Source organism: Flavobacterium sp. 245 (assembly GCF_004362055.1).
In the GTDB taxonomy this organism is placed as follows: Bacteria; Bacteroidota; Bacteroidia; order Flavobacteriales; family Flavobacteriaceae; genus Flavobacterium.
This window is the reverse complement of sequence record NZ_SNXB01000017.1, coordinates 25,784-48,385: the sequence shown is the minus strand read 5'-3', so window position 1 is coordinate 48,385 and position 22,602 is coordinate 25,784. Positions and strand designations below refer to the sequence as shown.

Here is a 22,602-nt window from a genome sequence, read left to right as displayed (position 1 = left end):
TATTTATTAAGAGGTTTTTAGAAAAAAATAAGGCTGTTTTGCAACAGCCTTAAATAGTCATTTTAAAATTACTGATTAATTGACCAAATTGAATATCCTTTTGGAGGACATTGTATTTTTACCCATTTGTCTGCTTGTGTGGTTGGATACCAGGTTGAATTTCCGGTAAAATCCTTTATCTGTGTGTTTGCCCAATTCGTCTGAATCCATCTTTCCTGCCAAACATCGGAATTGTTTATATAAACTACTAACCCCGGATTCCCGTTGTACCCGTTTCTTCTAGCCAAATATTCATCATTATCAGAATATAGAATAGAAGTGGTTCCGGTTGCTTTGTTGTTATGAATCCAGATTAAATTATTTAACTTGTTTTTGTCCAGCCATTCTTCATAATCTCTGTAGAAAATTGTTGGATAACCTTCATGAGTTAATATATAAGAATAAGCTAAAAGTTTGCTCCAAATTTCATCAGTATCATGATTGGTTACAAAAGTTACTGCTTTGTACGGATTTCGTTTCCACATCATGTCATCGTTTAAAAGAGCAAGATTATTTCCGTCAAAGGCATCATTCATTTTGTAATAACAAGCAAAATCAAATACAGAACTATTAGCATTGTTTGCCCAGTCATTTAATACGTTAACATTCGAATCCCATAATTCTCCAACAGAAAATCCGCCAACATTTGCATTCCAAGCATTTACAACCCAAGCTCCAAAGCCTTTTACATAGTCGAATCTCCAACCGTCAAATTTCATTGTATTTTTGTAATATTTTCCAACGCCGTCAGCACGTAACCACAGCCAATCTTTTACATAAGGATCCGCATGGCATAAATCAGGAAATCCTCCAAAAGAGCCTTCATCATTATTGCCAAAACTGTTTTTATAAAAATTAGAATAAGTACGCTTAAATTTTCCAGAAGCAACTCCATTAAAATTAGTCCAAGTATTAGTTCCAGTAAACGGATTGGCTTCTGATGCCCCGCCACTATTATGATTAATTACGATATCGGCATATACTTTCATATTTTCAGTATGTGCTTTTGTAATTAAACTTACTAATTCGGTTTTTGAACCAAAACGAGTTTCTGTAGTTCCATTTTGATTATAATCTCCAAAATCAAAATAATCAGTTGGATCATAACCCATTGAAAATGCGCCGTTTTGTGCTTTTGAAGCTGGAGGAAGCCAGATAGAGCCAATTCCTGCATTGCCCCATGCAGTAACTTTTCCGCTGACCGTATTCCACCAAGTTCCACCAGAAGGAACGTCCCAGTAAAAAGCCTGCATCATAACACCGCCACCGGGATTATCAACATATTTTCCTGTAAGTGATGATTTTGAGGCTCCTGTGCTAAAAGGTTTTCCGTCGTGATGCGTAACGTTGATGATTTCGAATTTCTGACTTTCTGCTTTTGAATCAGTTTCTGATGTTTCATTTTGCGAGCATGAACATAAAAATGCTGTAACTAAGCTCATCAACAAAAATTTTGTTTGTGGTTTTTTCATAATAGATTTGGTTAGAAAAGGTTAATAAAGTTTGTAATTAGATAATTTTTAAGCTTTAAATCGCGTATATTCTTAGTTTTTAAGCAGATAAATTATTAATTACGCATCGAATGTAAGTTTTTTTTGATTCAATTTGTTTTTGCATGAAAATAGTTATACAACGAAAACGTTATAGTGTTAAAAACTTTTTTTTACAATGCTTATAATTAAAGGGTTGTGTTTTTGGTTGAAAAAGATTTTTGGGAAATTGTGTCTTTTTATTTTCATCATTTAATCGATGAAAAGCAGTTTCTCATATTTAAAATAAAAGAGAATCTCTATAATTTTTTGTTAATAGTATAAGCGATAGTTGTATTATGTAATTGAATTGTTATTTTTGTTCGTTATAAGCAAAAGAACTAGAGTTTAATTGTTTACTGCTTTGGAAGTTTAGCTTTTAAAATAGGACAATTGAAAGTTTGGTTTTTAAAAACGATAATTCTAAAAAGCAAGATCTTTACATTTAAATTAAATCTAAAATAATGTTATTAAAAAAATTACAGCTAAAAACAATTGATTACAAGCTTGTATTGACAATGTGTTTTTTACTTTTTTTCAGCTCAATGGTTTCAGCTCAGGAAATTATTCCGGATGCTGTAGCACAAAAACCAGCTGAAGTTCCTGTTGGGAGACAAAAAATTGACGGTATTATTGCAACCGTTGGAGATTATATTGTTTTAGATTCAGATATTGATAAAGGCTTTTTAGAAATTACAGCTCAAGGTGGTTCTGTAAAAGATATTACAAGATGCCAGATGCTTGGTAAACTTTTAGAGGATAAATTATACGCACACCAGGCAATTCAAGATAGTATTATTGTGAGTGATGCCGAGGTGAGAGGGATGATGGAAGATCGTTTGAACTATATGGTTAAACAGGTTGGAGATATCAATAAAGTAGTTGAATACTACAAAAAAAGCTCTGTTGAGGAATTTAAAACCTATTTTGCTGACATCTTAAAAGAGCAAAAATTAGCCTCAGAAATGAGAGAAAAAATCATTAAAGATGTTGAAATTACGCCTGAAGAAGTTCGTAATTTCTTTAAGAAAATACCAAAAGAGGAATTACCAACTTTTGGAGCTGAAATGGAAGTAGCACAAATTGTTGTAGAACCTAAAGTTTCAAAAGAAGATAAGCAGAAAGTAATTGACAGATTGAATGCAATAAGACAAGATGTTATTGGAGGTTCTAGTTTTGCAACAAAAGCCGTTTTATATTCTCAGGATCCAGGATCATCTTCTAACGGAGGGTATTATAAAATGACAAGAAAAACGCCTTTTTTGAAAGAGTTTAAAGATGTTGCTTTTAGTTTGCAGGAAGGTGAAATTTCACAGCCTTTTGAAACTATTTATGGATTTCATATAATAATGATTGATAAAATAAAGGGACAAGAAGTTGAATTACGTCATATTTTGATCTCGCCAACGGTTTCTGAAGCTGCTTTAAAAGAAGCAAAAGAAAGAATTACAAACATTCGTAATAAGATTGTAAATAAAGAGATTTCATTTGCAGATGCTGCCAGAACAGAATCTGATGAAAAAGAAACTAGAGCAAACGGAGGTATATTAATAAATCCTAATACGCAGGATACGCGTTTTGAATTGACTAAAATGGATCCGCAATTATATGGTCAGGTTTCTAATTTGAAAGATACGGAGATTTCTCAGCCCCTTTTAAATGTAGATGAAAAAAGCAGTAAAAAGACCTATAAAATAATCACGGTAACAAACAGGATTGAAGAGCATACAGCAGATTATGCAATGGATTACACAAAAATTAAAGATCTAGCATTAAAAGAAAAACAGATTAATGCAATCGCAAAATGGTTTGATGCTAAAATAAAAGATACTTATATCAAAATTATTGGAGAATACAGAGAATGTGCTTTTGCTAATAATTGGCTGAAAAAATAATTTTTATTAAATAAATAAAAGAGTTAGTTTTATGAATCCATAGAGCTGACTCTTTTTTAATTTAAAAACATACTTAAATGTCTGACGTAACAGCAATTCATAATTTAGTTCAAAAACGAAACGAGTTAAAATCAGAAATAGCAAAAATAATTGTAGGCCAAGATGCAGTAGTTGATCAAATTTTACTGTGTATATTTTCAGGAGGACATGCTTTATTGATTGGTGTTCCAGGTTTGGCAAAAACTTTAATGATAAACACTTTATCTCAAGCGTTAGGTTTAGATTTTAAAAGAATTCAGTTTACACCAGATTTAATGCCTTCAGATATTTTAGGAAGTGAAATTTTAGATGAAAACAGGCAATTTAAATTTATTAAGGGGCCAATTTTCTCTAATATTATTTTAGCTGATGAGATCAACAGAACGCCGCCAAAAACGCAGGCTGCTTTACTTGAAGCTATGCAGGAACGTTCGGTTACAATTGCGGGACAGAATTACAAATTAGATTTGCCATATTTTGTTTTGGCAACCCAAAATCCAATTGAGCAAGAGGGGACTTATCCTTTGCCAGAAGCGCAATTAGACCGTTTTATGTTTGCTATTAAATTAGAATACCCATCTTTTGAAGAGGAAGTTCAGGTAGTAAAACGTACAACTTCAGATGTTAAAACAACAATTAATGCTTTATTTAGTGCGCAGGAAATTATTGATTTCCAGCATTTGATTCGCAGAATTCCGGTAGCTGATAATGTAATTGAATATGCTGTGACATTGGTTAGCAAAACGCGTCCTGACAATAGTTTATCAAATGATTTTGTGAAAAATTATTTAGATTGGGGTGCAGGACCAAGAGCTTCTCAGAATTTGATTTTAGCAGCAAAAGCGCACGCCGCTTTTAATGGTAAATTTTCACCAGATATTGAAGATGTAAAAGCAGTTGCAGTTGGAATTTTGCGACACAGAATTATTAAAAATTATAAAGCAGATGCTGAAGGAATAACGGAAGAAGTTATTATTCAAAAACTGTTGTAACAATTATATTTTATGTAAAAGCCTGACAATATTAAAATTTGTCAGGCTTTTTTTATTACTGAATTTTAGTTGTTTCATTAATCAAGCGTACAGATTTCTTTGTGAACAGTTTGATTAAAAGAACTTCAGGAAGAGCAGTATATTTTTTTCGATCGCATTCGTACCACCAATACGAGTTGTATTGAAGCCCGTTTTTCTCCATCTTTACCTGCCATATTTTTTCGTTTCCTCTGACGGTTTCTTTTTTCTCTATAATTTTATAACCATTTCCGGTCCAGCAGACTAATGGGTTATGAGCCGGAGTTTTTATATAAATTAGTTTGTTTGGAGTTGCTATTTTAAAAACTTCACTGTTTATCCAAGCTCCATTTTGAATAGAATATTCGGAGCTTAAGTTTTCAAGTAAATTGTTCGGTTGTATTTTCTTTATTTCAAAACTGGTTGCAAACATGATGACAGTTGCTGTAATAGCGATGTAGAATTTATGCAGTTGTTTCTTCGTCTGAGTTTCTTCTGTTTTCGGTTTAAAAAATCGGATCAGAAAAAGCATAGGAACAATTTGATAAAATACGAAACACAAGATTCCAATGCTATGATGGAGTGCGTTTTCTTGTGTACACTGAAATAAAATAAGTGTAATGATTCTGAAATAGTTCGAAATTATATTAAGAATAATTATGACTACACAAAAAAGAAAAATCTGAAGAATACCGAAATATTTTGATTGTTTCCTTTCTTCTAAAGTTAATATAAAAGCACCTGACAGCAATCCGGTTTTAAACATTGACAACCCCATGCAGGCAGTATCGACGGTAATTTTGGCATTATTGATGTAAAAATTGACGCCTTCTATTTTATCAATTGCAATAAAATTTTTTAAAACAATATAAACATAATAACAGAGAATTTGTTTTATTTCTGTTGTCATGTAATCAAAGAAAGTGCTGAAAACTGAAGAGAACAGCAGAATACAAATGAAAGCGATAAATGAAAATTTTTGTGTAAAACTGTAATACAAAAGACAGACAAATAATGCCAAAGCTAAAAGATGCAATGATTTGGTATGCAAGCGATAACTTATAAACTCTAATATAAAAATCATTGCAAAAAGAGGATAGCTTACATTAAAAGTTGTTTTTCGACTCCCAATAAAAAATAGCCCAATTGATGCCAGAATTCCAAACAAATTATTATTCAGTCCCACTGTAATTATGCTGTAATTTAAAAGTAAAAGACAGCTGACTAGCAGTAGGACAGAAGTTTTTTTGTAATTCAGTAATAGATTCATTTATACAGTCTGTTTTTTTGTTTTTCTGTAATAGAAATAAAGTGTTGCAGTTCCAATAATAATCAAAAGGCATTCGTGGGGCTCAGGAACAGCACCGTCATTATTTATGGAAGCATTTCCTAAGGTGTTTACGTTTTTATCGATTCCATTATTTTTGTAATCTTCATCAGTTTCAAGAACAATCAATGATGAAATTGGCGTTACAATATTGGCATCTTTTGCTAGTTCAACGTATTGATTATTGGTCAAAGCGTCATTTTGAATTTTAACCTGTTCTTCGAGAACTTTTCCAAAAGCGTACATTCTGTAAATATGATTTGGTCCAGTGGTTTTCGAATTATTGTTGTGGATATTTTCATGAATTGAAACTTGTGACGGTTCAATATTGATGCTATTTTGATCTGTTTTGTATACAGGAAATTGATGTTTGTTGATCAGCTGTAAACAATTATCCAAACTGCTTTGAAAATAGTCTACGTATTTTTGTTGTTTAGCAGTCTGCCAAAACGGATTAATTTCGCCACTGATATTGATGACTTTTATATTTCGTTGTTTGGTTCCAGATTTAATTTTCTTCAAATAATTCGATTCTTCAAGCTCTTCAAAATTAGCAGAGAAAGTTCCCGATTTTGCGATGACTAAGCTGTTCTTGGTCAATTTATAAAGAGGCAATAATGTGTACTGAGAATCTTCAAAGTCCAATTGAATGGCTTTAAAATTATCTTTAGTGATTTTCTTTTTATGTCCATTTACAAAAACGTAAAGATTCTGTTGATCAAGATCTACAAATGATTCTATTTGTTTTGTTGTCCAACTGCTGTTTAAATCCAAAATAATTTCAGAAGGAGTGAAGGGAATTACTGTTTTTTGAATGTCATCGACTTCATAAATCTTTCCTTTCCAAGCAAATGAATTATGATTGATTTTGCTTAATGGCATTGTTGCATCCCAATCTTCCAGTCCTTTTGATTGGTTCATGTAGAATCCCTTTTCAAATTCAAAATCTTTATTGGTCTCCACAGCACTAGTTCCTGTCATTTGTATTCTTGAAATTGTTTCGGCATTTGAAATGTTCGGTCCTTTAATTGAAAGACTTTGGTATTTCATTTGATTATCTTCAACTTTTAATGGAGTTGTAAAACCGCATTTAAATGTTCTAGGGGTTTTATAATTGATTGGAAAAACGCGAACTACAATCTTATTTCCTTCTTTCCATTGCATTAATGAAGGATCACGATATTCTACGCCAACAATTTGATTGTACGCCTTTTTAGCTTTTTCTTTAGTTGTCAAGACGCCTTTGCGTTCCACTCCATTAACCCATAATGAAAGAGAAGTGGCAACAGAACCTTCTGGCAACTGAAAAGAATAAATAGCTTCTTGATTTCGCCATGATTTTTCGCTGGCAATTTTCATGGTAATTTCGGTATAAGCCAATCTAGAGTCGGGATATAGTTTGATATCTTCTTTAATAGTTTTGGTAAACAAATCTTCACCGCTCCATAATTGTTCTTCGGTTTCTAATCTTTTATCAAAATTTGATTTTAGAATATTGATTTTGTCATCATTGTCCAAACCAAGATCATCACAAACTAAATAAGCTAGACTTATAAAAGGATTATGAATTTTGTTTCCATTGAATTGCTGTTTGCTGAAGGAATCAAAACGGTCAAACGAAAAGAAGTTATCTATATTGATGTACACAAGACCTTTCTTTAGTAAAATTTCATTAAAAAAATTAGGTTTTATATTCTGAGAAACCGAAATGTATGCGGGTAAATCGGTATTGGTTTCGAAGGAATTGATTTTTGCAATTTGCGCTATTTTTTTGCTTTCAATTACTAAACCGGCAGTAAAAATTAGAAAGCCAACAAGTACGATTGAAAATCCAGTACTAAAGGAAAGATAATAAGGCCTGTTTTTAGGCAAATACAAAATAACGGTTAGCAAATGAATGATTAAAATTATTGCAGGAACCATTCCGTAAAAACCCAGTCCTAAAGCTAATATTCCAACAAATGAATAAGGTATTACCGGAATAAGAAATAAGGCAAAATAAAATATAATCCAGAATGTGGCGCCATTAATAAAATAGACAATATAAGTATGAGGGGTTTTGACTTCATTTTGATAAAGAAAAAAATTAGTGATGCAAAACACAAAAGTTGTAACATAAACCCATACTGGCAAATGTTGAAAAATTGGAATAAAAACATTTAGGCTAAAACAGCCAATAAGCCAATTAAGCATTAAAAAAGGAGTAAGATGAAGATATTCTTCTCTTTTTTTTAGAATAAGAAATGATACTACAGTTCCGTAAATAAATTCGATTATCAAACTAACCCCTCCGATAGATTCGTACTTGTAAAAAGAGAATTCTTTAGAAGTGAGTGCACAAATCATAAATATTGTACTGAATAGTGTTACTAAGAGGCTAATTTGCACGCCTTTTTTTTGAGAATAATAATCTAAAATTTCTAGTTTGTATTTCATAGTTGTATTTTTTAAAAAGTACTTTGAAATACAAAGTTAATAGAATATTTGAAAAACAAGATTTTTTTGTTTTATTTTTTTGAAGAAAATTTTGTGTGCTTTTGTGGATTCAGAAAATCCTTTTTAAAGATGAAAAAAAGTCAACTATAACGTTATAATTTCTTATTTAGAACTATTCTTTGCGAAAATAGAGGTAAAATCTCACTTAGTTTATAACAACAAATTTCGACTTTGTTAATGAAAAGATTTTAAAATATCAATAATTCATTTTTTTAATACAAAATTGATATTTTGGCAAAAACAAGCAGTGAAAATCGTTTTTTAGCAATAATAATTTTTGAAAAGGCGACTTTCATTATATTCTTTTTAATTCTCACCTTTAATCTCTAAATTTGCGTACAAAAAAAAATACTTCTAATATATTATGAATACTTACAAAGATTACATTAACGAAATTGAAGAAAGAAAAGGCCAAGGACTTCATCCAAAGCCAATTGATGGAGCTGAATTACTAAGCGAAATCATTGCTCAAATTAAAGATTTAGATAATGAATATAGAGAGGATTCTCTTAAGTTTTTTATTTACAATACTTTGCCAGGTACTACAAGTGCAGCTGGCGAAAAAGCAGAGTTTTTAAAAGAGATTATTCTTGGTGAGTCTGTAGTAAAAGAAATTACGCCAGCCTTTGCTTTTGAATTATTATCTCACATGAAAGGCGGACCTTCTATTAAAGTGCTGCTTGATTTAGCTTTAGGTAGTGACGCTGCTATTGCAAAAGAAGCTGCAAAAGTTCTTAAAACACAAGTTTTCCTTTACGAAGCAGATACAGATCGATTAGTAGAGGCATTCAAAAATAATAATGAAACTGCCAAAGAAATTCTAGAAAGTTATGCTCAAGCTGAGTTTTTTACAAAACTTCCAGAAGTAGCAGACGAAATTAAGGTAGTAACTTTTATTGCTGGTGAAGGTGATATTTCAACAGATTTGCTTTCTCCGGGAAATCAAGCACACTCTCGTTCAGATCGTGAACTTCATGGGCAGTGTATGATTACTCCTCAAGCACAACAAGAAATTAAAGCATTACAAGCACAGCATCCTGATGCAAGCGTAATGTTGATCGCTGAAAAAGGGACTATGGGAGTTGGTTCTTCAAGAATGTCAGGTGTGAATAACGTGGCACTTTGGACAGGAAAACAAGCAAGCCCATATATTCCATTCGTTAATATCGCGCCAATTGTTGGTGGAACAAACGGTATTTCTCCAATTTTCCTAACAACTGTCGATGTTACTGGTGGTATTGGTTTAGACCTTAAAAACTGGGTTAAGAAAGTTGATGCTGATGGTAACGTTATCCGTAACGAAAATGACGAGCCAATTCTAGAGCAAACATACTCTGTTGCTACAGGAACTGTCTTGACAATTAATATTAAAGAGAAAAAACTATATAGCGGCGATCAGGAATTAATCGATATTTCTAAGGCATTTACACCTCAGAAAATGGAATTCATTAAAGCTGGTGGTTCATACGCTATTGTTTTTGGTAAAAAACTTCAAACATTAGCAGCTAAAGTTCTTGACGTGACTGCTCCTCTAGTATATGCTCCGTCAAAAGAAATTTCACATGAAGGACAAGGTCTTACAGCGGTTGAGAAAATCTTCAACAAAAATGCTGTTGGTATTGCTCCGGGTAAAGTATTGCACGCTGGTTCTGACGTTCGTGTTGAAGTTAACATCGTAGGTTCTCAAGATACTACAGGTCTTATGACTGCTCAGGAATTAGAGTCTATGGCGGCTACAGTAATTTCACCGATTGTTGACGGTGCTTACCAATCTGGTTGTCACACTGCTTCGGTTTGGGATAAAAAAGCGCAGGCTAATATTCCTAAATTGATGAAATTCATGAACGATTTTGGTTTGATCACAGCTCGTGACCCAAAAGGTGTTTATCATGCAATGACTGACGTAATTCATAAAGTACTTAACGATATTACTATAGACGAGTGGGCTATCATTATTGGTGGTGACTCTCATACAAGAATGTCAAAAGGAGTTGCTTTCGGTGCTGACTCAGGAACTGTTGCTCTTGCATTGGCTACGGGTGAGGCATCAATGCCAATTCCGGAATCTGTAAAAGTGACTTTCAAAGGTGAAATGAAAGGGTATATGGACTTCCGTGATGTGGTTCATGCTACTCAAGCGCAGATGCTTCACCAATATGGAGGAGAAAATGTTTTCCAAGGAAGAATTATTGAGGTTCATATTGGTACGCTTACTGCTGACCAGGCCTTTACATTTACTGACTGGACAGCAGAGATGAAAGCAAAAGCTTCTATCTGTATTTCTGAAGATGATACTTTAATTGAATCATTGGAAATTGCTAAAGGCAGAATCCAGATCATGATCGACAAAGGAATGGATAACGACAAACACGTTCTTCAAGGGTTGATCAACAAAGCTGATAAGAGAATTGCTGAAATTAAATCGGCAGAGAAACCAGCATTAACTCCAGATGCAAATGCTAAATATTATGCTGAGGTTGTAGTTGATTTAGATCAGATTTCTGAGCCAATGATTGCTGATCCAGACGTAAATAACGCTGATGTTTCTAAAAGATATACGCACGATACTATCAGACCTTTATCTTTTTACGGAGGTGAGAAAAAAGTAGATCTTGGATTTATTGGATCTTGTATGGTTCACAAAGGAGATATGAAAATCCTTGCTCAAATGTTGAAAAACGTAGAAGCACAAAAAGGAAAAGTGGTATTCAACGCTCCTCTTGTAGTTGCTCCTCCTACTTACAATATTGTAGATGAATTAAAAGCGGAAGGTGACTGGGAAGTTTTGCAAAAATATTCTGGTTTTGAATTCGACGATAATGCTCCAAAAGGTGCAGCGCGTACAGAATACGAAAACATGTTGTATTTAGAGCGTCCAGGATGTAACCTTTGTATGGGTAACCAGGAAAAAGCGGCAAAAGGAGATACAGTTATGGCAACTTCAACGCGTCTTTTCCAAGGAAGAGTTGTAGAAGATACTGAAGGTAAAAAAGGAGAGTCATTGCTTTCTTCTACACCTGTTGTAGTGTTGTCTACAATTTTGGGTAGAACTCCAACATTAGCGGAATATACAACTGCAGTAGAGGGTATCAACTTGACTAAATTTGCACCTTCTAATAAATCGTTAGTAATGTAATCTTACGATTATTAATATATCAAAAGCCCGAGTGATAAACTCGGGCTTTTTCTTTTATAGCTCTTCTATTTTTTGTAACTTGTCATGTTCAAAATAAAATAAAAAACAAAAAATAATATAGAACTTATGGCTTTTGATATCGAAATGATTAAAAAAGTGTACGAAAACATGCCAAATCGTGTTGATAAAGCACGTGAGATTGTTGGGCGTCCACTTACGTTGACAGAGAAAATTTTATACAATCATCTTTGGGATGGAAATCCAACTCAGGCGTTTGGAAGAGGAATTGATTATGTTGATTTTGCACCAGACCGTGTTGCGTGTCAGGATGCAACGGCTCAAATGGCATTATTGCAGTTTATGCATGCCGGAAAATCTAAAGTAGCGGTTCCAACAACCGTACACTGTGATCACTTGATTCAGGCAAAAGTTGATGCTGCAACCGATTTGGCCAGAGCGAAAACACAAAGTAATGAGGTTTTTGATTTCTTGTCGTCAGTTTCTAATAAATACGGAATTGGGTTTTGGAAACCAGGAGCCGGAATTATTCACCAAGTAGTACTTGAAAACTACGCTTTCCCTGGCGGAATGATGATTGGTACTGATTCGCACACCGTAAATGCTGGAGGTTTAGGAATGGTAGCCATTGGCGTTGGTGGAGCCGATGCTGTAGACGTAATGTCTGGAATGGCTTGGGAACTTAAGTTTCCTAAATTAATTGGAGTTAAATTGACTGGTAAGTTATCAGGATGGACTGCTCCAAAAGATGTTATTCTTAAAGTTGCTGGTATTCTTACTGTAAAAGGAGGAACTGGTGCTATTGTTGAATATTTTGGCGAAGGCGCAACCGCAATGTCTTGTACCGGTAAAGGAACTATTTGTAATATGGGTGCCGAAATTGGAGCAACAACTTCGACTTTTGGTTATGATGATTCTATGAGTCGTTACTTGCGTTCAACAAACAGAGCCGATGTTGCCGATGCTGCTGATAAAGTAGCTTCTTATTTAACAGGAGATCCAGAAGTTTACGCAAACCCGCACGAATATTTTGATCAAGTTATCGAGATCAATCTTTCGACATTGGAGCCACACTTAAATGGTCCTTTTACACCAGATTTAGCGACTCCAATTTCTAAAATGAAAGAAGAAGCAATCAAAAACAATTGGCCATTACAAATTCAGGTTGGTTTAATTGGTTCTTGTACAAACTCGTCTTACGAAGATATTTCTCGTGCAGCTTCTTTAGCAAGACAGGTTGCTGATAAAAACTTAAAAACAAAAGCAGAATTTACTATTACGCCAGGTTCTGAAGTAGTTCGTTCAACTATCGAAAGAGATGGATTTATTGATACATTCCATAAAATTGGCGCAACCGTTTTTGCTAACGCATGCGGGCCATGTATTGGTATGTGGGATAGAGAAGGGGCAGAAAAAGAAGAAAGAAATACAATTGTGCACTCTTTCAACCGTAATTTCTCAAAACGTGCAGATGGTAATCCTAATACGCTTGCTTTTGTTGGTTCTCCAGAATTGGTAACTGCAATGGCAATTGCTGGTGATTTAGGCTTTAATCCATTAACAGATACATTAATTAATGAAGATGGAGAAGAAGTAATGCTCGACGCTCCAACAGGAGATGAGCTTCCTGCTAAAGGATTCTATGCCGAAGATCCAGGATTTCAGGCTCCGGCAGCAGATGGTTCAGGAGTTCAGGTTGTAGTTAATCCTACATCAGAACGTTTGCAATTATTGGCTCCATTTGATCCTTGGGATGGTAAAAATATTACCGGTGCTAAATTGCTAATCAAAGCCTTCGGAAAATGTACCACCGACCATATTTCAATGGCTGGACCTTGGTTGCGTTTCCGCGGACATTTGGATAATATTTCTAATAATATGCTGATTGGTGCTGTAAACGCTTACAACCAAAAAACAAATTCGGTTAAAAATCAATTAACAGGCGAATACGATGCTGTGCCAGCTGTTGCCCGTGCATACAAAGCAGCAGGTGTTCCGTCTATTGTAGTAGGAGATCACAATTATGGAGAAGGTTCTTCTCGTGAACATGCGGCAATGGAACCTCGCTTCTTAGGTGTAAAAGCAGTATTAGTAAAATCTTTTGCTCGTATCCACGAAACAAACCTTAAAAAACAAGGTCTTTTAGGGTTGACTTTTGCAAACGAAGCAGATTATGATAAAATTCAGGAAAACGATACTATTAACTTTACTGATTTAACGGAGTTCGCTCCTGGAAAACCATTAACTTTAGAATTCGTTCATGTTGATGGTACAAAAGATATTATCTTGGCAAACCACACTTATAACGCAGGTCAAATTGGCTGGTTCGTTGCGGGGTCTGCATTAAACTTAATTGCGGCCGGAAAAGCTTAAATTTTAAAGTTCTATTATATAAAAAAAATGCTCTGTGTTAACAGGGCATTTTTTTTATTAGCAGCTAATCCGGCTGTCCGCTGTATCTTTTATGGCGAACCCCGCCATAAAAGGATGCCGCTTCCATCCGGGCTAGGGCACTCGTTTTCAAAAGGAAATTTCAGTTTGAATAATTTTGTTTTAAATGAAAACTATCCGTCTGATTTAGTTTCATTATTTTGTTGTGATAAAATTTTGGTTCTAGATGGTCTAGTTTTTTTGAATTCGTCTATCTCAATGCTAAATACTTTTGAAGAAGGTAGTTTGGAGAAATTTTTATCAATACGGCCGCCTATAAGATATAATTTCTGATCATTGTAAAGTAAAGCAGCATATTTCAGTTCAATATTAATCTCGTATTCTTTTAACTGTTTGGTCTGTATATTATAGGTGTATATTTTTTGATTCTCAAAAAAATAAATAATATCGTCATGATAGGCGGTCGCGGGCCTTTCTAGTCCTGAAAATAACTCGCCTTCGGTCTGCCATTTTTCAGTTATTAAATCAAATGTCTCGATTTGTGAAACCGCATTTCCATTATTACCGCCCAAAAGATAAACTTTGTCTCCAACTAAAACTCCTGTCGTTTCTTTTGCCATTGGCATCTCGGCAAGTTCATACCAATATCCAGAAGTGATATTATACAAATGTACTTTTTTCGTAAAATCTTTTTTACCGCTTTCGGCTTTTTTTACCGAGCCACCCATCAAAACAATATTGTCTTTGTAAATAAAGGAAGCAAAATCTGAAGCTTGATGCGGATTTGTTTTGTCAATCGTTATACTGTTTTTCTTGGTATCAAACACTTCGATTTGATCTTGTAGATATTCAAATTTGGCATTAAGTGAAATTCTTTTTCCTCCAACAATATAGATCTTATCATCATAATAGAAAATATTGTGACTGGCTCTTTTTTTGAATTTTATTACAGAAGTTTCCCAGTTATCATTTTTAATATCATAAACTGCTAAGTTGTCTTTAAAAATAAAATGATCTGGATTACGAATAAGTTCTTTTTGAACATCTAGAGCGGTTGCATCTGGTTTTTCGTCGCGCAGCTTCATCATTGGATCAGATTCTCGGGATGCATCTCCTCCCATAACATAAATTTTGTCATCTTTTACAAAGGAACCAAAAGAAAAAACACCATCGTTTAATGGTTTTAGAACTTTAAATGCAAGTTTGGCTTTTAGGTTTACACTGTTGTTGATTGCGACTTCTGTTAAATTTTGGATATTTTCTTTGAGATAAATTTTAAAATTTTGATCGGCTAAATCCTTAGGAGTTATTTTAATAGAAAGAAAACCAATGTGCGAAAATTCCAATATCTCGATGTCTTTGAATTTCGGAAGTAAATTTATTGAGAAAAAGCCATCATTATTGGTAATGGTTCCTGTTTTACTCGATGTAGCCAAAATATTTACATTTTCGAGAGGTGTGTTGTTTTCTGAAAATACAATCCCTTTAAGATTTTGCGCTTCTGAAATTAAAGGAAAAAGCAGAAAAATAAGTAGTAATTTTTTCACAAGTTTTTGAAGGTTAAGTTACTATTAATATTTTAAATTATGATAATGTATAAAAAGCTGAATTTTAAAAAGTTGGCTAAATTTTTATAACGAAGAGACTTATTTCTTAAAGACTCGACCGCATTTGGTTTAGCGGATGATTCTTAAAAGGAAATCATTCATTAGCTTTGGCTAAAGTTATTTCTTTCTTGAAAATTTTGGTTCTAACTGGCTCCGTGTTTTTGAAGTTTTCGAGGTCAATATTATATACTTTAGATGAAGCTATATTAGAATATGCAGTTTCTACACGTCCTCCAAAAATATATAATTTGTTGTCGTAATAGTACATAGAAGAATATTTCAAACTTAGGTCGATTTCATATTCTTTCAGCTGTTTTGCTTTGAGATCGTAAGTGAACATTTTTCGATCTTCAAAAAAATAAATAATATTTTCATGATATGTTATTGCGGGTCTTTCTAAACCGGAGAATAATTCAGCTTCAGTTTCCCATATTTCTATATCCAAATCAAAACTTTGAATTTTAGCGATCGGCTTTCCATCATTACCGCCAATTATATAGATTTTATCATCAATAAGAATTCCTGTGGTTTCTCGTGGAGTAGGAAGGTTTCCAAGCTCATACCAATATCCAGAAGTAATATTATAAAGATGAATTTTACTTGTAAATCTTTTACTCCCTTGTTTCCAGTTCTCAAATAACCGCCCATTACAATAATATTATCCTTATAAGAAAATGAAGCAAAATTTGCTGCCTGATGCGGATTTGTATTGTCTACTTGAATTGCTTGGTCATTAATATTTAAAACTTCAATTTTATCCTGTATATATTCCCATACATAAATATTGTCATCAGTTTTCAAAGTCATCTTGATTTCTTTACCACCTAAAATGTAAATTGAATTGTCATAATAATGGATATTATGATAGGCTCTTTTTTTTAATTTTAGCTTTTTGATTTCCCAAGTGTCAGTTTAAAATCATAAATACATAGGTCGCGTCTATAAAATAGAATATTATCTTCTTTTCCGGATTGAAGAAAGTTAAGCAGATCAGCATCGGCTCTTCTTGATCTAAATTTTTCAAATGCATCTGTCTCATATGATGAGTCGCCACCAACTACGTATAATTTATCGTCTTTAAGAAATGATCCAAATGCTGAAATATTATTTTTCATTGAGTTCAATTTCTTAAACGAAAGTTTTTCCTCCAATTTTTTGTTAGCGGCAATAGTTACGCCAGATAAATTTTGAACGTCTACTTTAAGTATAACTTTATAATCTTGGCTTTTTAAATAACTTATGCTAAATCTTTTTGTAATATAACCGATATGCGAAAACTCCAGTATTTCATCATTTTTAAATTTCGGAAGCACTTGTAGGGAAAACTTGCCGTCTTTATTGCTTATTGTTCCGGTTTTGCTTAAGACGGCAAATATGTTGGTATTTTCAATAGGATTATTGTCTTTCTCAGAAACGATAATTCCAGTAATATTTTGAGCAACTGATAACAAAGGACAGAAAATGAAAATTAAAAATAATCTTTTCATATGATTTTGCAGATTTTTGGTTGTTTCGGATTTATGAGAAAAACTTTTTTTATATAAAAAGCATATTGTCAGAGTATTGCCGCAATTTCTGTGCCGACTTGTTAATTTGAGCAAAATTAGTTGTTAAAAATTGTGCTTTTTTTACTTTAAAAAGTTAAATTCGCCTTGCCCCAAATAACAAAATAGCTTTTTTTGAGTTTTCAGAATAGAAAAGTTGAAAAAGTGCGTAAGATAAAATGATAAGGATGACCTATAGATTGATAATATTGATGTTTTTTTTTAGTGTTGGTGTTTTTTCTCAAGAAAAATACATCAAACATAAGATTTCGAAAGGAGAAAATATTACCGTTATTGCTAAAAAATATGGAGTTAAGCCGAAGGATATTATTGATGCAAATCCTGATGCTCCAAAAATTCTGAAACTGAATTCGGTTTTATTAGTCCCAGATAATAAAAATAATAATAAAGCAGTTACACTAAAACCTGCTGAAAACCCTGAAAATGCAAATAGTGATTCTCATGAAGTTCTGGCAAAAGAAACACTGTGGGGAATTGCAAAAAAGTATAATGTGTCAGTCGACGAATTAAAAAAGGTAAATCCAACGCTTGAAAGCGAAGGATTACAGATTGGACAACGAATAAATATTCCTTCAAATTCAGCAACAATTGTTGAAAATACCACTGAAATTACCGAAAAATCAACTGATGTTGAGGTTATAGTTGAGGTACAGCCAAAAGAAACCAAATACGCAATTGCCAAGAAATATGGAATTACGGTTGCCGAATTAGAAAAACAAAATCCTTTTATAAAAGGAAAACTTCCTGTAGGTTACGTTTTAAAGATAAAAACTTCTAAAGAAAAGGCAGATGCCGCAGCGACATTAAATCCGGTCCAAGCGCCAAATGAAATAACACCGACTCAGGAAGAAAAGACACAAGTAGCTGAAAATACGAATGTGAAAACAGACTCTTCAGCAATGGTTCGGGTGAGTAATCATTCGGAATTGATTGATCTTTTAATTTTGAACGCTACTCAAAACATTGGAACTCGTTATCGTTCCGGGGGAACAACAAAAGCTGGTTTTGACTGCTCGGGTTTGATGTTTTGTACTTTTGGAAACTTTGATATTAAGCTACCTAGAAGTTCAATTGAACAATCTCGAATTGGTAATAAGGTTAGTTCTGACACAGCACAAAAGGGAGATTTGATTTTCTTTAAAACAAATGGGCGTCGCCATATTAATCACGTAGGAATGGTTGTTGAGGTAAATGAAGGCGAAATTAAATTTGTTCATTCTTCAACTCACGGAGGCGTTATGATTTCTTCAACAAAAGAACCTTATTACGAAAGAGCTTTTTCGCAGGTTAATCGTATTTTGGAAGAAGAAGCTAAGAAGCTGTAATATTCAGATAAAATTTATCTTTAAATTCTTCAATAGGAAAAGGCTTGCTCAGCATTTTTTGAACATATTTATTTTTTGTGATTTCGTCAATTTCATCTTGATCTAGTGTTGATGAAAGGACATAAATCTGAATGTCGTTTTTGTATTTTTCATCAAATTGATCGAATGTCTTCAAAAAATCGAAACCATTCATAATAGGCATTTGAATATCGAGAAGGATAATCAAAGGGGTGCAGGTTTCTAAATTGTAAAAAAGCCATTGAAGTCCCTCTTTGCCATTATTTGCAAGATGCACTTGATCTATACCGAGTACTTTTTTAAATAATTGTTTAATGACCAGCTGGTCAATTAAATTATCTTCAATTAATAAAAATGTTGGATTAAGTGGCATAATAGTTTGGTATTGTTACGACAAATTTGCTTCCTATTTCAGTTTGTGAGCTCACAGATATGTTTCCTTTAATATTTTGAACTGCTTCTTTTACAATATAAAGGCCTAATCCAGATCCTTTATTTTTGTTTGTTCCAAAATACATTTCAAAAATATTATCTTTAAATTCTTCTTTAATTCCAAGTCCGTTGTCTGTTACTTCAATTTTGTTAAATCCATCATTGACTGAAGTTTTAATAGAAATAAGCATTTCTTCTTTGCTGGCATCGGCATATTTTATAGCGTTTGAAAGTAAATTCGAAATGATAATTTTTAGTCTTAAGCTGTCGCTGTGAATTTGATCTACCAATAGTTCTTTGGTGAATTTGATTCTGCTGGCGTTTTCAATGTGCATTAATTGCGAAATAGCTTCTTCAAATAATTCTTTTAAACTTACAGGCTCCATGATTATTTGAGCGCGTTTGTTTTTTGAATAATCAATAATGTCGCTTATAAATTGATCCTGTTTGGCTAGACTCTGTTCCATTAAATTTAGATAGCCTTTTATCTGTGATACGTTGTCTTCTAATTGTGTAATTTTTATCAGGCCTTTTAATGATGTAATAGGAGATCTTAAATCGTGTGATGCGCTATAAACAAAGCAATCCAGTTCATGATTTACCAGAATCAAATTTTCGTTTTTAACTTCAGTTTCTTTTTTTGAAAGAAGCAAGCGTTTTACCATTATGGAATAATAAAGGCAAATACTGCAGACAATAATAAGAATGAATAAGATATTGGTGATAATTAGCAAATCTTTTATTTTGCGGGTTCCTGCGCCCAATGTATTCGAAAAATTACGTTCGTTGATCGTAAGTTTGTCGCTTATAACACTTATTTGTTCAAGAAAACTACGTTGTTCTCCAACAGTTAGTGAATTGTGTTTGATTTTTGCGTCAATCTCGGTTCCAATTACAAATAATTTGTAGATCAAATTATCACCTTGTTCCCATTCATGAATAGCTTTTGCTAAAAAGGGTACTTCTTTAAAATGAACAAAAAGCCAAACAAGATCATCTAGGTCGTCCTTATGATTTCGCCCAATAAGAAATCCTTTGCGAGCAATCTGGTTGTCGCCTGCTTTTATGAGTGTTTTTCTTGCGATCCCGTCACCTTGAGGTACGCTTAACTCTTCGAGATATAATTTCCATTGATTTTTGTCTTTAGTATAAAGGTATGTTATGAGATGGCGGGCTGCATCTTTTTGGCCTTTCGAATAATGTGATTCGCCATTTACGTAGGCTCTATTGGCAGATAAAATTTTGATTGTAAAGAAATTGATGCAAATTAAAAGGGCACATGTGATAAATACAATTAACAAAAGAACAAAGACATTTGGAAAACGCATTTTTCTTAAAAGCTTAATCTTCTGCATATTTCGTATTTTGTAGGTTGATAGTTTTGTTTTAAACGTCTGATTGCCTTGTGGTTGATGTTTTTTTTCTGTTTCGTAAGTTTGGGGAACTTTCTATAAGTTTAGATTGTTAAATAAACAATTGTTAATAAAAATAAGGTTATTAGATCAATTTCAGCTTCTTACCAAATTTAATGAAAAAATATTTTGCTTCAACAAAGAAGATTTTATTTTCGGATTATTTTGAATTTAATTTATTTAAATAATTGTTTTTCAGTTAATTGTGTTTTTGTTAAAATTTGAATCCACACTTTTTTAATGAAAAATGAGTTCATTTTTAATAATCATTTTACGAATAAATAATATTTTAAAACATAATTTTGTTTAACGATAGGCGGTTTTGAAAAACAAATTATAATAGAAGGTTTTGCTTTATTTTTTGCAGAAAATTAAATAAAAATAATTTTCAATAAAATGTAAGAATAAAATGGATCGTTTTTTTATTTTTGAGCGCATTTTGAAACAAAAAAGCTGCGAGTTTTGCTCGCAGCTTTTTTTGCTTTTAAGTAAAGTTATTTGTGAACTTTAAGCTCATTTGCTAATTCTTCTTGTTGTTCTTCAAAATTGCCTCCAGAGCTGTTTTTGGTTTTTTGAATGATTTTCCAAAATAAATTCCCTTCCATCAACTCTTCAGAAGCTGTATAATCTGTGTTTTTGATATTTTTAGAACAGCGGTTTCTTTCTGAATTACTAAAAAAACATATCAAATATTCCCATTGTTTTTTGGTATTAGTTTTTGTTTCACATTTTTAATGAAAAGTCATTTTAAGAATTGACATTAATTAATCCTTTGAAAAATTGAATGCCACCAAATAAAATAGCACCCCAAAATATAAAACCAATATCAGCAAATGTCAAAACAGTACCGCCACAAAACCAAAGTGCGCCATAAACCATATCTTTTCGGGCTCTTTCGTGTTTTGCTTCTTGTATTTGAATTTCAACGTTTTCGACGATCAATTCAGAAATTTCGTAGCTCAACCCTTGTTCTACGAGTTTTGCTTTAGTTTCAGATGATGACTTGTTTTCATTTAAAAGCAGATTTGCAGCATAACTGTAGTGATGATTTAAAACATCTGCTGGTTCAACTTGGGTGGTTTCCATATGTTAGTTTTTGGTTGGTTACAAATAAAAAGATACTTTTTACGGCTATCATATTATTTGACAAGATTGTGATGATGCTCAAAAAAGTTAATTGGTTTTTCAAATATAAATAGTTGAAAATTTATATACTTACGGGAAGACGTAAAGGAGAAATTTTTTTAAATAAAAAAAGCTGTAAAGTTTAATTTTGCAGCTTTTTAATCGAGTTCATGCCAATAATGTCCGCAACCATTTTTGCATTCGGTGTTTCGTCTTTCAGTATCTGTTATCTTAAAAATCCATAATAAGGCAGTTGTTGTTGTTTTATTTTCATCTTCGGGAAGGGAAGCTAATTTTTGAAAAGCAATTTTAGTGGGGAATGTTTTTAAAATTACAATTGGAGTGTAAGTTTGTTTAAGCGGAATAGTATTTATTGCTGTTTGATAAACCTCAGAATTATAATCCGTCTTATTGGGAATTGAATTAAAAATATAATGCTGCAATATTTTAAATAGAGCTTTAAAATTGTCATTATATTCTAATAAAAGCTTTACACCAAGATCAAAGTCTATTTTGTCTTGCGCAGTTTTATTAATTATTTCTTCTATATCTTTCAATATTTTTTATTTCGGATTAATTTCCCAAACGCTGCTATTTCTTATTGTATGACTTTAACGTTTTGAAGCTGTTTTATCTGCTTTAAATTTTCTGACGAAATTGGGTTATTAGTTAGAATAATTTTACGGAGCTTTTTTAAATTTTTAAGCTGATCAATTGGTAGATTTTCTATGTCATTGTTTTCTAAATCAATCTCTTCTAGATTTTGTAAATCAAAAATGATTAAAGGCAGTGCATCTAAATAATTATTTTTAAAACTAATTTTTATATAAGTATTTCTAATTTCCTGCGAGTTGTATTTGATATTGTCTGTTATCGATTGAAGATTTCCAGATCTATCGCCGCCAGGAGCGTATATTCCTCTGTTTTCATCTGGTTCAGCAGTTAAAAATATTATATCACTTTTAGAGGTTAATCTTTCGGGAGGATTTATTCCTAAAACTTTATTAGAAAAAATCAAGGCAGGAATTAGAGCAAATACAAATCCAATTATTCCCATAATAAAACGAGTGCCATCATAACCAACAATTTCTCTAATAATTCTTGCTGACGTTTTATGCGGAACATAACTATTGTCCCACCCTTTAAATGCTTTGTAAATGAAATATGCGCCGTATAAAAAGACAAACGTTAAAAAAAGAATAATAAAGATTTTGAAGCCCATAAGTTGATTTTATTAA

Annotated in this window: 18 protein-coding genes; 5 read left to right on the top strand and 13 right to left on the bottom strand. The window is 32.7% G+C overall.

The features are described 5' to 3' along the window. Positions 1-68: 68 nt before the first annotated feature. A complete protein-coding gene (locus EV145_RS21670; RefSeq protein ID WP_133527268.1) occupies positions 69-1,511 on the bottom strand; it encodes an alpha-amylase in 1,443 nt (480 codons plus the stop codon). A 521-nt stretch (positions 1,512-2,032) separates the two neighbouring features. On the opposite strand from EV145_RS21670, the gene EV145_RS21665 reads away from it, so the two are divergent. Both EV145_RS21665 and EV145_RS21660 read left to right on the top strand, forming a co-directional pair. Beyond that, a complete protein-coding gene (locus EV145_RS21665) occupies positions 2,033-3,463 on the top strand; it encodes a peptidylprolyl isomerase (protein WP_133527267.1) in 1,431 nt (476 codons plus the stop codon). A 77-nt stretch (positions 3,464-3,540) separates the two neighbouring features. Next, positions 3,541-4,494: an AAA family ATPase gene (locus EV145_RS21660; RefSeq protein WP_133527266.1), complete on the top strand. Its 954-nt coding sequence runs from the start codon at positions 3,541-3,543 to the stop codon at positions 4,492-4,494. A gap of 55 nt (positions 4,495-4,549) precedes the next feature. Here EV145_RS21660 and xrtN read toward each other — a convergent pair whose 3' ends face one another. Next, on the bottom strand, positions 4,550-5,782 hold the full coding sequence (gene xrtN, locus EV145_RS21655; protein WP_133527265.1) for an exosortase N: 1,233 nt from the start codon (positions 5,780-5,782) through the stop codon (positions 4,550-4,552). Further along, a complete protein-coding gene (locus EV145_RS21650) occupies positions 5,783-8,275 on the bottom strand; it encodes an XrtN system VIT domain-containing protein (protein WP_133527264.1) in 2,493 nt (830 codons plus the stop codon). 424 nt (positions 8,276-8,699) lie between these two features. Between EV145_RS21650 and EV145_RS21645 the strand changes: the two genes are divergently transcribed. Further along, positions 8,700-11,471, top strand: a complete 2,772-nt coding sequence (locus EV145_RS21645; protein ID WP_133527263.1) for a bifunctional aconitate hydratase 2/2-methylisocitrate dehydratase — start codon at positions 8,700-8,702, stop codon at positions 11,469-11,471. 126 nt (positions 11,472-11,597) lie between these two features. Continuing rightward, positions 11,598-13,862, top strand: coding sequence for an aconitate hydratase (locus tag EV145_RS21640; RefSeq protein ID WP_133527262.1), 2,265 nt, complete (start codon positions 11,598-11,600; stop codon positions 13,860-13,862). 191 nt (positions 13,863-14,053) lie between these two features. Here the strand turns inward: EV145_RS21640 and EV145_RS21635 are convergent, their stop codons facing one another. The 4 genes from EV145_RS21635 to EV145_RS22635 form a co-directional block, all read right to left on the bottom strand. Next, the gene (locus EV145_RS21635; RefSeq protein WP_133527261.1) at positions 14,054-15,427 is read right to left on the bottom strand and encodes a Kelch repeat-containing protein; all 1,374 of its coding nucleotides are present in this window, start codon (positions 15,425-15,427) and stop codon (positions 14,054-14,056) included. A 154-nt stretch (positions 15,428-15,581) separates the two neighbouring features. After that, positions 15,582-15,932 (bottom strand): hypothetical protein, encoded by a 351-nt coding sequence (locus EV145_RS22645; RefSeq protein ID WP_243739302.1) that lies wholly within the window; start codon positions 15,930-15,932, stop codon positions 15,582-15,584. A 47-nt stretch (positions 15,933-15,979) separates the two neighbouring features. After that, positions 15,980-16,294 carry a hypothetical protein gene (locus EV145_RS22640; RefSeq protein ID WP_243739301.1) on the bottom strand — a complete coding sequence of 105 codons (315 nt, stop codon included), beginning with the start codon at positions 16,292-16,294 and terminating at the stop codon, positions 15,980-15,982. A gap of 77 nt (positions 16,295-16,371) precedes the next feature. After that, positions 16,372-16,974, bottom strand: coding sequence for a carboxypeptidase-like regulatory domain-containing protein (locus tag EV145_RS22635; RefSeq protein ID WP_243739300.1), 603 nt, complete (start codon positions 16,972-16,974; stop codon positions 16,372-16,374). A 245-nt stretch (positions 16,975-17,219) separates the two neighbouring features. Here EV145_RS22635 and EV145_RS21625 point away from each other — a divergent pair, with 245 nt between their 5' ends. Beyond that, a complete protein-coding gene (locus tag EV145_RS21625; protein WP_133527260.1) occupies positions 17,220-18,377 on the top strand; it encodes a peptidoglycan endopeptidase in 1,158 nt (385 codons plus the stop codon). On the opposite strand, the gene EV145_RS21620 is transcribed toward EV145_RS21625, so the two are convergent. The 6 genes from EV145_RS21620 to EV145_RS21595 form a co-directional block, all read right to left on the bottom strand. Beyond that, positions 18,364-18,768 carry a response regulator gene (locus EV145_RS21620; protein ID WP_133527259.1) on the bottom strand — a complete coding sequence of 135 codons (405 nt, stop codon included), beginning with the start codon at positions 18,766-18,768 and terminating at the stop codon, positions 18,364-18,366. The genes EV145_RS21625 and EV145_RS21620 overlap by 14 nt on opposite strands. Continuing rightward, positions 18,758-20,182: a sensor histidine kinase gene (locus EV145_RS21615; protein WP_133527258.1), complete on the bottom strand. Its 1,425-nt coding sequence runs from the start codon at positions 20,180-20,182 to the stop codon at positions 18,758-18,760. The genes EV145_RS21620 and EV145_RS21615 overlap by 11 nt, the downstream gene beginning before the upstream one ends. Positions 20,183-20,733: 551 nt before the next feature. Then, the gene (locus EV145_RS21610) at positions 20,734-20,928 is read right to left on the bottom strand and encodes a hypothetical protein (protein ID WP_133527257.1); all 195 of its coding nucleotides are present in this window, start codon (positions 20,926-20,928) and stop codon (positions 20,734-20,736) included. Positions 20,929-20,986: 58 nt separating this feature from the next. Further along, positions 20,987-21,325 (bottom strand): hypothetical protein, encoded by a 339-nt coding sequence (locus tag EV145_RS21605; protein WP_133527256.1) that lies wholly within the window; start codon positions 21,323-21,325, stop codon positions 20,987-20,989. Between the two features lie 197 nt (positions 21,326-21,522). Continuing rightward, positions 21,523-21,921 carry a DUF5958 family protein gene (locus tag EV145_RS21600; RefSeq protein ID WP_133527255.1) on the bottom strand — a complete coding sequence of 133 codons (399 nt, stop codon included), beginning with the start codon at positions 21,919-21,921 and terminating at the stop codon, positions 21,523-21,525. A 41-nt stretch (positions 21,922-21,962) separates the two neighbouring features. Next, positions 21,963-22,586, bottom strand: a complete 624-nt coding sequence (locus tag EV145_RS21595) for a leucine-rich repeat domain-containing protein (protein WP_133527254.1) — start codon at positions 22,584-22,586, stop codon at positions 21,963-21,965. Between the last annotated feature and the right edge of the window lie 16 nt (positions 22,587-22,602).

Bases quoted from the DNA above. Each gene is read 5' to 3' on its own strand.
- EV145_RS21670 (WP_133527268.1), bottom strand. From the start codon at position 1,511: ATGAAAAAACCACAAACAAAATTTTTGTTGATGAGCTTAGTTACAGCA.
- EV145_RS21665 (WP_133527267.1), top strand. From the start codon at position 2,033: ATGTTATTAAAAAAATTACAGCTAAAAACAATTGATTACAAGCTTGTA.
- EV145_RS21660 (WP_133527266.1), top strand. From the start codon at position 3,541: ATGTCTGACGTAACAGCAATTCATAATTTAGTTCAAAAACGAAACGAG.
- xrtN (WP_133527265.1), bottom strand. From the start codon at position 5,782: ATGAATCTATTACTGAATTACAAAAAAACTTCTGTCCTACTGCTAGTC.
- EV145_RS21650 (WP_133527264.1), bottom strand. From the start codon at position 8,275: ATGAAATACAAACTAGAAATTTTAGATTATTATTCTCAAAAAAAAGGC.
- EV145_RS21645 (WP_133527263.1), top strand. From the start codon at position 8,700: ATGAATACTTACAAAGATTACATTAACGAAATTGAAGAAAGAAAAGGC.
- EV145_RS21640 (WP_133527262.1), top strand. From the start codon at position 11,598: ATGGCTTTTGATATCGAAATGATTAAAAAAGTGTACGAAAACATGCCA.
- EV145_RS22640 (WP_243739301.1), bottom strand. From the start codon at position 16,294: ATGACTTTGAAAACTGATGACAATATTTATGTATGGGAATATATACAG.
- EV145_RS22635 (WP_243739300.1), bottom strand. From the start codon at position 16,974: ATGAAAAGATTATTTTTAATTTTCATTTTCTGTCCTTTGTTATCAGTT.
- EV145_RS21625 (WP_133527260.1), top strand. From the start codon at position 17,220: ATGACCTATAGATTGATAATATTGATGTTTTTTTTTAGTGTTGGTGTT.
- EV145_RS21620 (WP_133527259.1), bottom strand. From the start codon at position 18,768: ATGCCACTTAATCCAACATTTTTATTAATTGAAGATAATTTAATTGAC.
- EV145_RS21615 (WP_133527258.1), bottom strand. From the start codon at position 20,182: ATGCAGAAGATTAAGCTTTTAAGAAAAATGCGTTTTCCAAATGTCTTT.
- EV145_RS21605 (WP_133527256.1), bottom strand. From the start codon at position 21,325: ATGGAAACCACCCAAGTTGAACCAGCAGATGTTTTAAATCATCACTAC.
- EV145_RS21595 (WP_133527254.1), bottom strand. From the start codon at position 22,586: ATGGGCTTCAAAATCTTTATTATTCTTTTTTTAACGTTTGTCTTTTTA.